General features: G+C 65.9%; 9 protein-coding genes. 6 read left to right on the top strand and 3 right to left on the bottom strand.

Translation table 11 applies throughout. The annotated features are described in order from the left end of the window. Positions 1 to 17: 17 nt before the first annotated feature. Positions 18 to 743, bottom strand: a complete 726-nt coding sequence (locus C2862_RS19395; protein ID WP_136221787.1) for an amino acid ABC transporter ATP-binding protein — start codon at positions 741 to 743, stop codon at positions 18 to 20. Positions 744 to 940: 197 nt separating this feature from the next. Between C2862_RS19395 and C2862_RS19390 the strand changes: the two genes are divergently transcribed. From C2862_RS19390 to C2862_RS19380, 3 genes are all read left to right on the top strand, one after another. Beyond that, positions 941 to 2209: a dicarboxylate/amino acid:cation symporter gene (locus tag C2862_RS19390; RefSeq protein ID WP_136221786.1), complete on the top strand. Its 1269-nt coding sequence runs from the start codon at positions 941 to 943 to the stop codon at positions 2207 to 2209. A gap of 73 nt (positions 2210 to 2282) precedes the next feature. Next, positions 2283 to 3566 carry an amidohydrolase family protein gene (locus C2862_RS19385; RefSeq protein WP_136221785.1) on the top strand — a complete coding sequence of 428 codons (1284 nt, stop codon included), beginning with the start codon at positions 2283 to 2285 and terminating at the stop codon, positions 3564 to 3566. Positions 3567 to 3585: 19 nt separating this feature from the next. Then, positions 3586 to 4671: a type II asparaginase gene (locus tag C2862_RS19380; RefSeq protein ID WP_136221784.1), complete on the top strand. Its 1086-nt coding sequence runs from the start codon at positions 3586 to 3588 to the stop codon at positions 4669 to 4671. A gap of 161 nt (positions 4672 to 4832) precedes the next feature. On the opposite strand, the gene C2862_RS19375 is transcribed toward C2862_RS19380, so the two are convergent. Further along, the gene (locus C2862_RS19375; RefSeq protein WP_136221783.1) at positions 4833 to 6683 is read right to left on the bottom strand and encodes an ABC transporter ATP-binding protein/permease; all 1851 of its coding nucleotides are present in this window, start codon (positions 6681 to 6683) and stop codon (positions 4833 to 4835) included. A gap of 62 nt (positions 6684 to 6745) precedes the next feature. On the opposite strand from C2862_RS19375, the gene C2862_RS19370 reads away from it, so the two are divergent. From C2862_RS19370 to C2862_RS19360, 3 genes are all read left to right on the top strand, one after another. Further along, positions 6746 to 7186 (top strand): acyl-CoA thioesterase, encoded by a 441-nt coding sequence (locus C2862_RS19370; RefSeq protein WP_136221782.1) that lies wholly within the window; start codon positions 6746 to 6748, stop codon positions 7184 to 7186. Continuing rightward, positions 7187 to 8749: an alkaline phosphatase gene (locus tag C2862_RS19365; RefSeq protein ID WP_136221781.1), complete on the top strand. Its 1563-nt coding sequence runs from the start codon at positions 7187 to 7189 to the stop codon at positions 8747 to 8749. It begins immediately after the preceding gene. A gap of 115 nt (positions 8750 to 8864) precedes the next feature. Further along, the gene (locus C2862_RS19360; RefSeq protein WP_210736071.1) at positions 8865 to 12698 is read left to right on the top strand and encodes an ATP-binding protein; all 3834 of its coding nucleotides are present in this window, start codon (positions 8865 to 8867) and stop codon (positions 12696 to 12698) included. Positions 12699 to 12767: 69 nt separating this feature from the next. Here the strand turns inward: C2862_RS19360 and C2862_RS19355 are convergent, their stop codons facing one another. Continuing rightward, entirely contained in the window at positions 12768 to 14450 is a 1683-nt protein-coding gene (locus C2862_RS19355; protein WP_136221779.1) for a long-chain-fatty-acid--CoA ligase, read from the bottom strand. Between the last annotated feature and the right edge of the window lie 43 nt (positions 14451 to 14493).

Below are 14493 nucleotides of genomic sequence, written 5' to 3'. Positions count from 1 at the left end.
AGGGGCGCCCATCCCGGTCAGTGGATGATCTTGGCCAGGAACTCCCGCGCGCGCTCCGAGCGCGGGGCGCTGAAAAACGCGTCCGCCGGCGTATCCTCGACGATGCGCCCCTGGTCCATGAACACGATCCGGTCCGCCACCTTGCGTGCAAAGCCCATTTCGTGGGTGACGACCATCATCGTCATGCCGTCCTGGGCCAGGTTCACCATCACGTCCAGCACTTCGCCGATCATTTCCGGGTCGAGCGCGGAAGTCGGCTCGTCGAACAGCATGGCCACCGGGTCCATCGACAGTGCGCGCGCGATGGCCACCCGCTGCTGCTGGCCGCCCGACAGCTGGCTCGGGAACTTGTCCTGGTGCGCCAGCAGGCCGACCCGGTCCAGATAGTGCAGGCCGCGCTCGATCGCTTCTCCTTTCGCGCGCCCCAGCACTTTTATCTGCGCCAGCGTCAGGTTCTCGCGCACCGACAGGTGCGGAAACAGTTCGAAGTTCTGGAATACCATCCCGATCTTCGCGCGCAGCTTGGGCAGGTCGGTCTTGCGGTCGGTCACCGTGATGCCGTCGACCCGAATCGCGCCCTGCTGCACCGGCTCCAGGCCGTTGACGGTCTTGATCAGGGTCGACTTGCCGGAACCCGAGGGTCCGCAGACCACCACGACGTCGCCGCGCGCCACCCGCGTGCTGCAGTCGGCGAGCACCTGGAAGTCGCCATACCACTTGTTGACCTTCTCGATTTCGATCATCCGTTCACCATTCGCGCGACATTTCTGAGCGTGCTTGACAGCACTAACAGCCCCTAGGATACTGCGGAACTTGCCAATATAGTCAGAACGAGTCCTCGTTCGCACGCAGAACCACCTAGATCTTGAACCGCCCCGGCACGCCCAGGACCCATCCTGCATGCCGGGCTAAACGCGCAGGCTGACACAGGAAGCAGTTTATGAACAATCGAAACCGTCTCACCACTTATATCCTGATTGGCCTCGTACTCGGGGTCATCGTCGGCTACTTCGTCAATGCGAATACCGCCAATCCGACCGGCTTCGCCGACACGATGTCGCTGGTGACGACGCTGTTCCTGCGCCTGATTAAGATGATCATCGCGCCCCTGGTCTTCTCGACCCTGGTGGTCGGCATCGCCAAGATGGGCGACGCCAAGGAAGTCGGCCGCATCGGCGTCAAGGCGCTGGGCTGGTTCATCATCGCTTCCGTGATTTCCCTGTCGCTGGGCCTGATCCTGGTGAACCTGTTCCGCCCGGGCGACGCGATGGCGGTCTCGGGCCACCTGCCGGCCGTCGGCACCTCCTCGGGCATCGTCACCTCGGGCCTGACCCTGAAGGAATTCATCACCCACCTGGTGCCTTCGTCCATCGTCGACGGCATGGCCAAGAACGAGATCCTGCAGATCGTCGTGTTCTCGATCTTCTTCGGCACCGCCGCCGCCGCCGTCGGCGCGCGCGCCACGCCCCTGATCGACGCGGTCGACGGCGTCGCCCACATCATGCTGAAAGTGACCGGCTACGTGATGAACTTCGCGCCGATCGCCGTCTTCGCGGCGGTGGCCGGCATCGTCGCCAAGAGCGGCCTGGGCGTGCTGCAAACCTACGGCATCTTCATGGCCGAGTTCTACCTCGGCATCATCCTGCTGTGGGTAATCCTGATCCTGATCGGCATGGCCTTCCTCGGCCCGCGCGTGTTGCGCCTGATCGGCCTGCTGAAGGAACCGACCCTGCTGGCCTTCTCTACCGCCTCGTCGGAAGCGGCCTTCCCGAAAACCCTGGAAGGCCTGGAAAAGTTCGGCGTCAAGAATCGCCTGGCCGCCTTCGTGCTGCCGATCGGTTACTCGTTCAACCTGGACGGCTCGATGATGTACTGCACCTTCGCCGCAGTCTTCATCGCCCAGGCCTACGGCATCGACTTGCCGATGTCGACCCAGATCATGATGATGCTGGTGCTGATGCTGACCTCGAAGGGCATGGCCGGCGTGCCGCGCGCCTCGCTGGTCGTGATCGCCGCCACGCTGGCCCAGTTCAACATCCCGGAAGCGGGTCTGCTGCTCCTGCTGGGCATCGACCACTTCCTCGACATGGCGCGCTCGGCCACCAACGTGATCGGCAACGGCATCGCCACCGCGGTGGTCGCGAAGTGGGAAGGCGACCTCGAAGAGCCGGTGCCGCACAAGGACGTCGCCACCTCGCCGCTGCGCTGATCGCAACGGGACACGGACAAGGCCTTCCAGCGATGGAAGGCCTTTTTTTCATATAAGAAGACGGGAGACACGCATGAAACAACTGGCCGCGGCAGCGATGCTGCTTGCTTTGAATAGCGCCCATGGCGCCCCCCAGACGGTCGATTGCGGCCGCCTGCTCGACGTGAAAAGCGGCACCTGGCGCGAACGCGTCAGCATCGTGATCGAGAACGGCGTCGTCACCTCGGTGGAGCCGATGAAGCAAGGCGCGGACCACATCGACCTGTCGAACCGCTCCTGCCTGCCGGGCCTGATCGACATGCACGTGCATCTCACCAGCGAGACCCAGCCGGCCGTCGACGCCTACCGCGACCGCCTGACCGCCGATCCGGCCGACATGGCCTACCGCTCCGTCAAGTATGCCGAGCGCACCCTGCTGGCCGGCTTTACCACTGTGCGCGACCTCGGCGCCGAGCAGGCCCTGAACGTGTCGCTCAAGCGCGCGATCGCCGCCGGGTCGATTCCCGGCCCGCGCATGTTCACGGCCGGGAAATCGATCGCCACCACCGGCGGCCACGCCGACCCGACCAACAACCTGTCGCACTTCCTGGGCGAGGCCATCGGCACGCCGGGGCCGAGCGAAGGCGTGATCGACAGTCCCGAACAGGGCCGGCAAGCGGTGCGCGCCCGCTACAAGGAAGGCGCGGACCTGATCAAGATCACCGCCACCGGCGGCGTGCTGAGCCAGGCGGCGAATGGCCAGAACTCGCAGTACACCGAGGACGAGCTGCGCGCCATCGTCAGCACCGCGAAGGACTATGGCTTTCGCGTCGCCGCCCATGCGCACGGCGCCGAGGGCATGAAGCGCGCCCTGCGCGCCGGCGTCGATTCGATCGAGCACGGCACGCTGATGGACGACGAGACCATCGCCCTCTTCAAGAAGACCGGCCACTGGTACGTGCCGACGATTTCGGCCGGCCGCTATGTTGCCGACAAGGCGAAAGACCCCTCGTATTATTCCGCGCTGGTGCGCCCGAAGGCGGCCGCCATCGGCCCGCAGCTGCAGGCAACCTTTGCGCGCGCCCACAAGGCCGGCGTCAAGATCGCCTTCGGCACCGATGCCGGCGTGTTCCCGCACGGGGAGAACGCGAAGGAGTTCGGCTACATGGTCGAAGCGGGCATGGCGCCGATCGAGGCGATCCGCGCCGCGACCATCCACGCGGCTACCCTGCTCGACCAGTCGCAGCGCTTGGGGCTCGTGGCGCCGGGCTTCGCGGCCGACATCGTCGCCGTCGACGGCGATCCGCTGCGCGACGTCAAGCTGCTCGAGAACGTGAAATTTGTGATGAAGGACGGCGTCGTTTACAAGAAGCCGTAAGTTTTAAAGGAGAAGTACCATGTTGTTCCGTCAAACCGCCCGCTCGGCCGCCGCGCTGTTCGGCTTCCTGTTCTGCCTTGCGCTGGCCGCGCAGGCGCAAACCGCTTCGGTAAAACTGCCGAACGTGACCATCCTCGCCACCGGCGGGACCATCGCCGGCACCGGCGCGACCAGTACCACCACGGTCGGCTACACGGCCGCCACCGTCGGCGTGCAGGCGCTGATCCAGGCCGTGCCCGAGATGACGAAAATCGCCAACGTCAGCGGCGAGCAGGTGTTCCAGATCGCCAGCGAGAACATGGGCAACGAGCACTGGCTGACCTTGGCCAAGCGCGTCAACACCCTGCTGGCGCAATCGAATGTCGACGGCATCGTCATCACCCACGGCACCGACACGCTGGAAGAGACGGCGTATTTCCTGAACCTGGTCGTCAAGAGTAAAAAGCCGGTGGTGCTGGTCGGCTCGATGCGTCCTTCGACCGCCATGTCGGCCGACGGCCCGGCCAATCTCTACAACGCCGTGCTGCTGGCGGGCTCGCAAGATGCGGTCGGACGCGGCGTGCTGGTCGTCCTGAACGACCAGATCAACGGCGCGCGCGATGTCAGCAAGACGAATACCACCTCGCTCGACACCTTCAAGACGACGGAACTGGGCATGCTCGGCTACATCGTCGGCGGCAAGCCCTTCTTCTACCGCGCCACGACGCGCAAGCATACGGTCGACACCGAGTTCGACGTCATGAACCTGTCCGTGCTGCCGCAGGTGGAAGTCGCCTACGCCCATGCGAACGTGGGCCCGGTCGCGATCGATGCGCTGGTGGCGTCCGGAGCCAAGGGGCTGGTGCATGCGGGCGTGGGCGACGGTTCGCTGCCGGCGAAGGTGCGTCCGGCGCTCTCCGCCGCGCGCAAGAAGGGCGTGCTCATCGTGCGCTCGAGCCGCGTCGGCCAGGGCATCGTGGCGCGCAACGGCGAGGCGAACGACGATGAGCTGGACTTCGTGGTGGGCGATAACCTGTCGCCGCAGAAGGCGCGCATCCTGCTGATGCTGGCCTTGACCAAGACGACCAATACGCGCGATATCCAGAAGATGTTCTGGACGTATTGATGTGTTGGTGGCGCTGGCGCGTTTAACGTTAATGGTGGATTGAATCCGCGGGCATGCCCGCCCTACGGTGCACCACCGCCACGGGTAGAAGCGTACCGTAGGGCGGGCATGCCCGCGGGGACCGTGCGAACCGCTGGCGCCTTACGCAACAGCGCCCAACATCATTCCCCCTGCAACTCCAGCGGCGGACTCGCCAACTCCTCATCCGGCCGCGCCAGCTGCCGCTCCCACATCTGCGCATACAGGCCACGCGCCGCCAGCAAGCTCTGGTGCGTGCCGCGTTCGACGATCTTGCCATGATCGAGCACGATGATCTGCTGCGCATCCGCGATCGTCGACAACCTGTGCGCGATCACCAGCGTCGTGCGGTTGCGCGCAATCTCCTTCAGCTGCGCCTGGATTGCCTGCTCCGACTTCGAATCGAGCGCCGACGTCGCCTCGTCGAAAATCAGGATCGCCGGATTTTTCAGCAAGGTGCGCGCGATTGCCACCCGCTGCTTTTCTCCGCCCGACAGTTTTAATCCCCGCTCGCCGACCATGGTCGCGTACCCGTCCGGCAGGCTTTCAATAAAATCGTGGATCGAGGCCGCGCGCGCGGCGGCGACGATGTCTTCGCGACTCGCGCCCGGGCGGCCGTAGGCAATGTTGTATTCGATGGTGTCGTTGAACAGCACCGTATCCTGCGGCACGATACCGATCGCCGCGCGCAGCGAGGCTTGCGTGACCTGGCGGATGTCCTGGCCGTCGATGCTGATCGCGCCCTTGTTCACGTCATAGAAACGGAACAGCAGGCGAGAGAGGGTCGACTTGCCGGAACCACTGTGGCCGACGACGGCCGTGGTGGTCCCGGCCGGAATCGCGAAGTCGACGTCGAACAGGATCTGGCGCTTGGTCTCATAGCTGAATTCCACGTGGGAGAATTCGACGCGCGCGCCCTGCGTCACCAGCGGCTGCGCGTCCGGCGAATCGGCCACTTCGCGGTTCTGGTCGAGCAGGCCGAACAGCCTCTCCATGTCGGCCAGCGCCTGCTTGATCTCGCGGTAGATCACGCCTAAAAAATTCAGCGGGATGTACAGCTGGATCATGAAGGAGTTCACCAGCACCAGGTCGCCCAGCGACATGGTCCCGGCAATCACGCCCTCGGTCGCGCGCCACAGGATCAGCGTCACGGCTGTCGCGATGATCAGCGACTGGCCGGTGTTCAGTACCGACAGGGAGGTCTGCGAGCGCACCGCGGCGTTCTCGTAGTGCTGCAGGCCCTGGTCGTAGCGTTTTGCTTCGTAGTCTTCATTGCCGAAGTATTTGACGGTCTCGTAGTTGAGCAGGGAATCGATCGCCTTGGTATTGGCTTTCGAGTCGAGCTCGTTCATCGTGCGCCGGAAATGGGTGCGCCATTCGGTGACGAGCACGGTGAAGGTGATGTAAGTAGCCAGCGCCGCGGCCGTAATAATGGAAAACCACTTGTCGTAATGGATGACCAGGTAGCCCAGCACCAGCGTGATCTCGACCAGGGTCGGCAGCACGTTGAAGAGCGAGTACGAGATCAGCGAGTTCACGCCGCGCGTGCCGCGTTCGATGTCGCGCGTCATGCCGCCGGTCTGGCGGTTCAGGTGAAAGCGCAGCGACAGCGCGTGCAGGTGCCGGAACACCTTTAAGGCAATCGTGCGCACCGCGCGCTGGGTCACGCGCGCGAACAGGAATTCGCGCAGTTCCGTAAACACGGTGGTCGACAAGCGCAGCAGGCCATAGGCGACCAGCGCGCCCAGCGGCAGGACCAGCAGGGCCTGCGGGTGGGCGGGATCGATGGCGAGCTGGTCGATCAGTTGTTTCAGCACCAGCGGCACGCCGACGTTGGCCATCTTCGCGCCGATCAGCGCGCCGAGCGCGGCGATCACGCGCCATTTGTAGACCCAGAGGTAGGGGAACAGGGTTTTCAGGGTGGCCCAGTCGCTGCGCTGGCGGCCTGTCGCGTTCGGCGCGGGCGGGAGGGAACTGGGGGAGGAGCGTCGCATGGCAGGGGTCCGGGATTTATGGTTCAATTCGGGACGATTGTAGCTTTTCACGAGATTTCAAGATGACGACGCCCGAAAACACCGCCCCTGTCCACACCAACCGTCTGCCGGAGGGGAAAATGCCGCAGCTGCGTGTGATGCCGGGCCCGCCGGACGCGAACGTCTACGGCGACGTCTTCGGCGGCTGGATCATGGCGCAAGTCGACATCGCCGGCTCGCTGCCGGCCACCCGCCGCGCCAACGGCCGCGTCGCCACCATTGCCGTGAACTCCTTCCTGTTCAAGAACCCGGTGTTCGTCGGCGACCTGCTCTCCTTCTACGCCGACATCGTCAAGGTCGGCAATACCTCGATCACGGTCTACGTCGAGGTCTACGCCGAGCGCAACCGCCTGCAGTCGAACATCGTCAAGGTCACCGAGGCGACCCTGACCTATGTCGCCACTGGCCCGGACCGCAAGCCGCGCCAGCTGCCGCCGATCGAGTCGCTGATCTCGCATCCCTAATTGAACACGCGCCGCAGCTTCCTACTTGACGCGGCGCGCCTGACGGCCGCAGTCGCCGTACCTTCCGGTGCAGCTGCTGCCAGTCCCGCTTATCCTTTCTCCCTCGGCGTCGCCTCCGGTTCTCCCCTTCCCGATGCGGTCATCCTCTGGACCCGCATCCTGTCCGATCCCCTGAACGCCGCATCGGTGCCGCCGCTGGCCCTGAATGTGCGTTGGGAAGTGGCCGAGGACGAAGCGTTCAGGAAGATTGCAGCGCGCGGCAGCGCGGTCGCCTCCCCCGAGCTCGCCCACAGCGTACATGTCGACGCGAAGGGGCTGCAGCCGGACCGTTGGTACTGGTACCGCTTCATGCTGGGCGACGCGGTCAGCCCGGTCGGGCGCACGCGTACGGCGCCCGCACCCGGCGCCCTGCCGTCGCGATTGAAGCTGGCGGTCGCCTCCTGCCAGCACTGGGAATTCGGCCACTACGCGGCGCACCGCCACATTGCCGCCGCAGCACCCGACCTGGTCGCCTTCCTCGGCGACTACATCTATGAATGGGGCCCGTATCGCCTGCAGCATCCGCCGCGCGCGGTGCGCAGCGACGAATCCTTCACGCTGGCCCAGTACCGCGCGCGCTATGCGCAATACAAAAGCGACCGCGACCTGCAGGCGGCGCACCTGGCCGCGCCCTGGATCGTGACCTGGGACGACCATGAAGTCGCCAACGACTACGCCGGCGACATCGACGAGCGTCTATCCGAGGATTTCGCCGCCCGCCGCGCCGCGGCCTATCAAGCCTTTTACGAACACATGCCGCTGCGCCTGCCGCCGCCGCGCGATGGCCGCCTCAAGAGCATGCGCATGTACCAGCGCTATGACTGGGGCCGCCTGGCGCGCTTCCACGTGCTCGACGACCGCCAGTACCGTTCGCCACTACCCTGCTCGAAGCCGGGCCGCGGCGGCTCGAATGTCGTGCTGGCGCGCGCCTGCGACGCGCTGCGCGACCCCGCACGCACGATGCTGGGCGGCGAACAGGAAGCCTGGCTGGCCCAGGGCCTGCAGTCGTCGCGCGCGTACTGGAACATCCTGGCGCAGCAGACGCCGATGGCGCAGTCGAGCGGCGTTCCCGTTCAATCTCCCGAGGACGGCCGCTTCTGGACCGATGGCTGGGACGGCTATCCGCTGGCGCGGCGGCGTTTGCTCGATACCTTGGTGAAGAGCGGCGCCAGGAATCCGCTGGTGCTGGCGGGCGACGTCCACACCTTCTATGCGAGCGAACTGCGGCGCGATTTCTCGCGGCCGGTGTCGAAGGCGAACCCGGTCGTCGCGGCGGAACTGTGCGGCACCTCGGTCACCTCGAGTTCGCGGCCGCAGGCGCGCACCGCGGAAAACCTTGGGCGCAATCCGCACATGCTGTACGGGCGCAGCGACCGGCGCGGCTACATGCTGATGGAGGTGACGCCAAGTGCGACGCGCACGCGCTTCATGGCGCTCGACGACGTGCGCGATCCGGCGTCAAGCCAGTCGGAGCTGGCTGCCTTCACCGCGGCGGCGCGCAGCCCGCGCCTGCAGCGTGGCTGATGCCGGTATGGCTGCCTAACAACACAATTAAATTCGATAATTTCTTTAATTTCATCCATTTCGCTTAGAATGTGCTGCTATTTTTTCATCATTTCGTAAGCCCAGTCCGATGACAATGCCCTCGCTTCCCCCCTCCCCGGCTGCCGGGAACGACGACCTTGGCTGGCTTGCGGGCGGCGGAGAGATGGGCGCCCTGATCCGTTCGATGGATTGGTCGAAGACGCCCCTGGGTCCCCTCGAAAGCTGGCCGCAGAGCCTGCGCACTTCGGTCAGCCTGTGCCTGTCCTCGACCTTCCCGATCCTGGTGGCCTGGGGTCCCGACGACATCCAGATCTATAACGACGCCTACCGCCCGATCTGCGGCGACCTGCATCCGCAGGCGATGGGGGCGCCGTTCAAGGAAATCTGGGCCAGCGCGCTGCCGGTAGTGGGCGACGCTTTTGATCGCGCCCACCAGGGCGAAGGCGCCTACATCCGCGACCAGCGCATGTTCCTCGACCGCCTCGGCTACCTCGAGGAAGCTTTCATGACCTTCTCGTTTTCGCCGATCCGCGACGAGTCGGGCGAAGTGGGCGGCATCTTCCACCCGATTACCGAATCGACGCCGACGGTGCTGAACGCACGCCGCACCAAGGCCCTGCGCGACCTGAGCGTCGACATTGCCGACGCCCGCACGCTCGACGAGATCGGTCACGGCATCGTGGCCCAGCACGCGCACATGACGCTCGACCTGCCCTTCCTGCTGGTCTACCAGATCGACGCCGACAGCGGTCAGCTCGTCCTGCGCTGCGGCGTCGGCCTGGAAGCACACCCGCTGCTGGCGCCGCAGCGCCTGGCCCTGGACGACGCCTGCTGGCCCTTCGCACGCACCGCGCAGATCGGCAAAGCGCAACAGGTCGGTGGCCTGGCGCCGCGTTTCGGCGGCACGCCATGCGGGATGTACGAGGCGCCGCCCGATGCGGCGCTGGTGCTTCCGATTGCCCTGCCCGGACAGGAAGCATTATTTGGCTTTGCGGTTGCCGGCGTGAGCGCCGCGCGTGCGCTCGATGCCGACTATCTCGGCTTCTATGACCTGCTGGGCGCGGCCCTGAACACGGCCGTCGGCAACGTCGTCGCTTACGAAAAGGAGCAGCGCCGCGCCGAGGAACTGGCGCAGATCGACCGCGCCAAGACCGCCTTCTTCTCGAATGTCTCGCACGAATTTCGCACGCCGCTGACGCTGATCCTGGGACCGCTCGACGATGCCCTGGCCGACCTGGACGAGCCGCTCGGCGCCGTCCAGCGCCGGCGCATCGACGTCACCCACCGCAACGCGCTGCGCCTCCTGAAGCTGGTGAACTCGCTGCTCGATTTTTCGCGCATCGAAGCCGGCCGGGTGCAGGCGACCTATGCGCCAACCGAGCTCGCACGCCTGACGGCGGATCTCGCCAGCGTGTTCGAATCGGCCATGGCCAAGGGAGGCCTGCGCTACGAGGTCGACCTGCAGGACTTGAACGAACCGGTCTGGGTCGACCGCGACATGTGGGAAAAAATCGTGTTCAACCTGCTGTCGAACGCCTTTAAATTCACGCTTGCCGGCAGCGTCACCGTGTCGCTGGGCCGGCATGAAGGCATGGCCCGCCTGTCGGTGCGCGACACCGGCAGCGGCATCCCGGGCGCCGAACTGCCGCGCGTGTTCGAGCGCTTCCACCGCATCGAGGGCACGCCCGGACGGACCTACGAAGGCACCGGCATCGGCCTGGCGCTGATCCAGGAACTGGTGCGCCTGCACGGCGGCAGCATCCAGGTGCACAGCGTCGAGGGCGCAGGCACGCGCTTCGACGTCGACCTGCCTTTCGGTCATGCGCACCTGCCCGAGGACAGGCTCCTGGACGCGCCGGGAACCGAGCCGTCCGGGACGCAGCGCATGGGCGCCGCCTTCGTCGAGGAAGCGCTGCGCTGGCTGCCCGACGAACAGGCCCCCTCCAGCGCGCGCCTGTCCGGCGCCACCCTGCTGCTGCCGGCCGCGCCGCTGCCGCGCATCCTGATCGCCGACGACAACAACGACATGCGCGCCTACCTGAAGGCCCTGCTCGATCCGCATGCCGAGGTGGCCGTCTGCGCCGACGGCGAAGCCGCCTTCGAGCGCCTGCTGCGCGATCCACCCGACCTGCTGCTGAGCGACGTGATGATGCCCAGGCTCGACGGCTTCGGCCTGATCGCGCGCATTCGCGCGAGCGAGGTCTTGCGCGACCTGCCGGTGATCCTGCTGTCGGCGCGCGCCGGCGAGGAAGCCAAGGTCGAAGGCCTGCAGGCCGGCGCCGACGACTACCTGGTGAAACCCTTCGCGGCCGGCGAGCTGCTCGCGCGCGTGCAGCGCCAGGTGCAGCAGGGCCGCGAACGGCGCCAGCAGCTGCAGACGGCGGCCATGCGCGAGTCCTACTTCCATACCCTGGTCGACGTCGCCCCGGTCATGCTGTGGACCACCGACGAACAGCACCTGTGCACTTACCTGAGCCGCCGCTGGTACGAGTACACGGGCCGCAGCTGGGAGCAGGACCGGGGACTCGGCTGGATCGAGAACGTCCATCCGGACGACCTGGAACGCACGCGCGACACCTTCCTGTCCGCGGCCGCCGCAGGCGAGGCGTTCCGGATCGACTACCGCCTGCGCCGCCACGACGGCACCTACCGCTGGTTCATCGATGCCGGCACGCCGCGCTTCGGCGACGACGGCCGCTTCAGCGGCTATGTCGGCACCGTCACCGACGTGCACGCGCGCACCGAGGCGGAGGAAGAACTGCAGCGCCTGGCGCACGAACTGGCCAAGAAGAACCGCATGCAGAGCGAGTTCCTGTTCACGCTGGCGCACGAACTGCGCAATCCACTGGCGCCGATCCGCACCGGCCTGGAGCTGATGCGGGTGAATCCGTCGGCGGCGCAGTCGGGCAAGGTGCAGGACATGATCAAGCGCCAGGTCGACCACATGGTGCACCTGGTCGACGACCTGCTCGACATGGCGCGCCTGTCCGAGGGCAAGGTCGAACTGCGGCGCAGCCACGTGCGCCTGGACGAGGTGGTCAAGGACGCGGTCGAGATGAGCACGCCCCTGGTCACGGCCGGCCAGCATCGGCTCTCGCTGGCACTGCCGCAGCTGCCGGTGGTCCTCGATCTCGACCGCCACCGCATCGCCCAGGTGCTGAGCAACCTGGTCAACAACGCGGCCAAGTACACGCCGCGCGGCGGGCGGATCGAGGTCGCGGCGCGGCTGGCCGGCGGCGAGGTGGTGCTCTCGGTGACCGACAACGGCATCGGCATCGCGCCCGAGATGTTGCCCGTCATTTTCGACATGTACGCGCAGGTGCACGACGACGCCGGCATGGCGCAGGGCGGCCTGGGCGTGGGCCTGAACCTGGTCAAGCGCCTGGTCGAACTGCACGGCGGACGCGTGCTGGCCGAGAGCGCGGGCTTGAAACAAGGCAGCCGCTTCACCGTGGTCCTGCCGCTCGACGCGCTGCAGGCGCCGCTGGACGCCGCCCCGCTTCCTGCGCAGCCCCTGCCTCAGGTGGCCGGCCTGAGCATCCTGGTGGTCGACGACAACGTCGATGCGGCGCAGATGATGGGCGCCGTGCTCGAGATGCACGGCCACACCGTGACGCTCGCCCACGACGGCGCGGCGGCGCTGGCGCAGGCCGGTGCGCTGCGTCCGGACGCGGTGTTCCTCGACATCGGCCTGCCCGACCAGAGCGGCCTGGAAGTGGCGCTGGCGCTGCGCCAGCTCGACGGCATGGCCCAGGCGACCCTGGTCGCCCTGACTGGCTGGGGTGCGGCCGAGGACCGCCAGCGCTCGTCCGCCGCGGGCTTCGACGCCCACCTCACCAAGCCGGCGAACCTGGACCATGTGCACGCCGTGCTGGGCGACGTGGCGAAGCGGCGCGCGGAGCGGATGGCGAATCAGCGCACGCACTGAACGCCGCGATGAAATAAAAAAAGCCGGGGCCCGCAGGCTTCCCGGCTTTCTCATGGCCTTTACGACGCGTCAGGCGCTCTGCTTCTCGTCGCGCAGTTCGCGCCGCAGGATCTTGCCGACATTGGTCTTCGGCAGGGTGTCGCGGAACTCGATCAGGCGCGGGCGCTTGTAGCCGGTCAGCTCTTCCTTGCAGAATTCCATCAGCGTCTCGACGCTCAGCGCCGGGTCCTTCTTGACCACGTACAGCTTCACCGCCTCGCCCGAGTGTTTATCGGGCACGCCGACGCAGGCCACTTCCAGCACGCCCGGATGCGAGGCGACCACGTTCTCGACTTCGTTCGGGTAAACATTGAAACCCGAGACCAGGATCATGTCCTTCTTGCGGTCGACGATGCGGGTGTAGCCGCGTTCGTCCATGATGCCGATGTCGCCCGTTTTCAGGAAGCCCTCGGCGGTCATGACCTTGGCCGTCTCGTCGTCGCGCTTCCAGTAGCCGGCCATCACCTGCGGGCCGCGCACGGCGATTTCTCCGGACTGCCCGAAGGGGACAGGCTTGTCCGCTTCGTCGAGGATCAGCACCTCGGTCGACGGCAGCGGCAGGCCGATGGTGCCCGTAAAGTCGCTGATGTCGCAGCGGTTGGCGGTGACCACCGGCGAGGTCTCGGACAGGCCGTAACCTTCGACGATCGGGGTGCCGGTGATCTTGAGCCACTTGTCGGCCACCGCCTGCTGCACCGCCATGCCGCCGCCCGGGCAGACCAGGTAACTCGAGTGATCGAGATTCGCAAAGGCCGGCTGGTTGACCAGGCCGTTATACAAGGTGTTCACGGCCGGGAACACGTTGATGCGGTACTTGCCCAGTTCCCTGATAAAACCGTCCATGTCGCGCGGATTCGGGATCAGCACGTTCATGCCGCCCAGGCGCATGCCGAGCAAGGCGCAGACGGTCAGCGCATAGATGTGGTACAGCGGCAGCGCGCACATGAATTCGAGCTGCTTGCCACTCGGGGCGCCGCCCAGCGAAGGACCGAACCAGGCTTCGTTCTGCAGCACGTTGGCCAGCACGTTCTTGTGCAGCAGGACGGCGCCCTTCGAGACGCCCGTGGTGCCGCCCGTGTACTGCAGGAAGGCGATGTCGTCGTGGCCCAGTTTGACAGGCTTGAACGTCAGGCGCGCGCCTTCGGCCAGCACCTTCTTGAAACTGGTCGCACCCGGCAGCGACCAGCCCGGGACCATCTTTTTCACTTTACGGACGACGAAGTTGACGATGGCGCCCTTCACGCCGCCCAGCAAATCTCCCATGGTGCCGACGATGACGTGTTTGACCGGGGTGTTGGCGATCACCTGCTCGACCGTATGAGCAAAATTTTCCAGCACCACCAGGGCCTCGGCGCCGGAATCCTTCAGCTGGTGCTGCAGTTCGCGCGGGGTGTACAGCGGATTCACATTCACGATGGTGTAGCCGCCGCGCAGGGCCGCCGCCATCGCCACCGGGTATTGCAGCACGTTCGGCAGCATGATCGCCACGCGCGCGCCCGGCTGCAGGCCGCGGCTCTGGAACCAGGCGGCCATTCCGGCCGACAGGCGGTCGAGGTCGGCGTAGCTCAGGGTCTTGTCCATGCAGGCAAAGGCGTTCTGGTTCGCGTACTTGCGGAAGGACTCTTCCAGCAAATGGGTGAGTGAACGGTACTGCGTCGGGTCGATCTCCGACGGCACGCCTCCCTGGTACGACTTGAGCCAAAACTTGTCCATCTGATGCCTCGCCTTCTTTAAAACTCTTTGTCCGATAAAAATG

The sequence above is a fragment of the Massilia sp. Mn16-1_5 genome, from assembly GCF_004798585.1.
GTDB lineage: Bacteria > Pseudomonadota > Gammaproteobacteria > Burkholderiales > Burkholderiaceae_D > Telluria.
This window is presented reverse-complemented; position numbering and strand designations above follow the sequence as displayed.

Excerpts from the sequence above, each read along its gene's own strand:
- C2862_RS19390 (WP_136221786.1), top strand. The coding sequence starts at position 941 with ATGAACAATCGAAACCGTCTCACCACTTATATCCTGATTGGCCTCGTA.
- C2862_RS19355 (WP_136221779.1), bottom strand. The coding sequence starts at position 14,450 with ATGGACAAGTTTTGGCTCAAGTCGTACCAGGGAGGCGTGCCGTCGGAG.
- C2862_RS19360 (WP_210736071.1), top strand. The coding sequence starts at position 8,865 with ATGCCCTCGCTTCCCCCCTCCCCGGCTGCCGGGAACGACGACCTTGGC.
- C2862_RS19380 (WP_136221784.1), top strand. The coding sequence starts at position 3,586 with ATGTTGTTCCGTCAAACCGCCCGCTCGGCCGCCGCGCTGTTCGGCTTC.
- C2862_RS19370 (WP_136221782.1), top strand. The coding sequence starts at position 6,746 with ATGACGACGCCCGAAAACACCGCCCCTGTCCACACCAACCGTCTGCCG.
- C2862_RS19375 (WP_136221783.1), bottom strand. The coding sequence starts at position 6,683 with ATGCGACGCTCCTCCCCCAGTTCCCTCCCGCCCGCGCCGAACGCGACA.
- C2862_RS19395 (WP_136221787.1), bottom strand. The coding sequence starts at position 743 with ATGATCGAAATCGAGAAGGTCAACAAGTGGTATGGCGACTTCCAGGTG.
- C2862_RS19385 (WP_136221785.1), top strand. The coding sequence starts at position 2,283 with ATGAAACAACTGGCCGCGGCAGCGATGCTGCTTGCTTTGAATAGCGCC.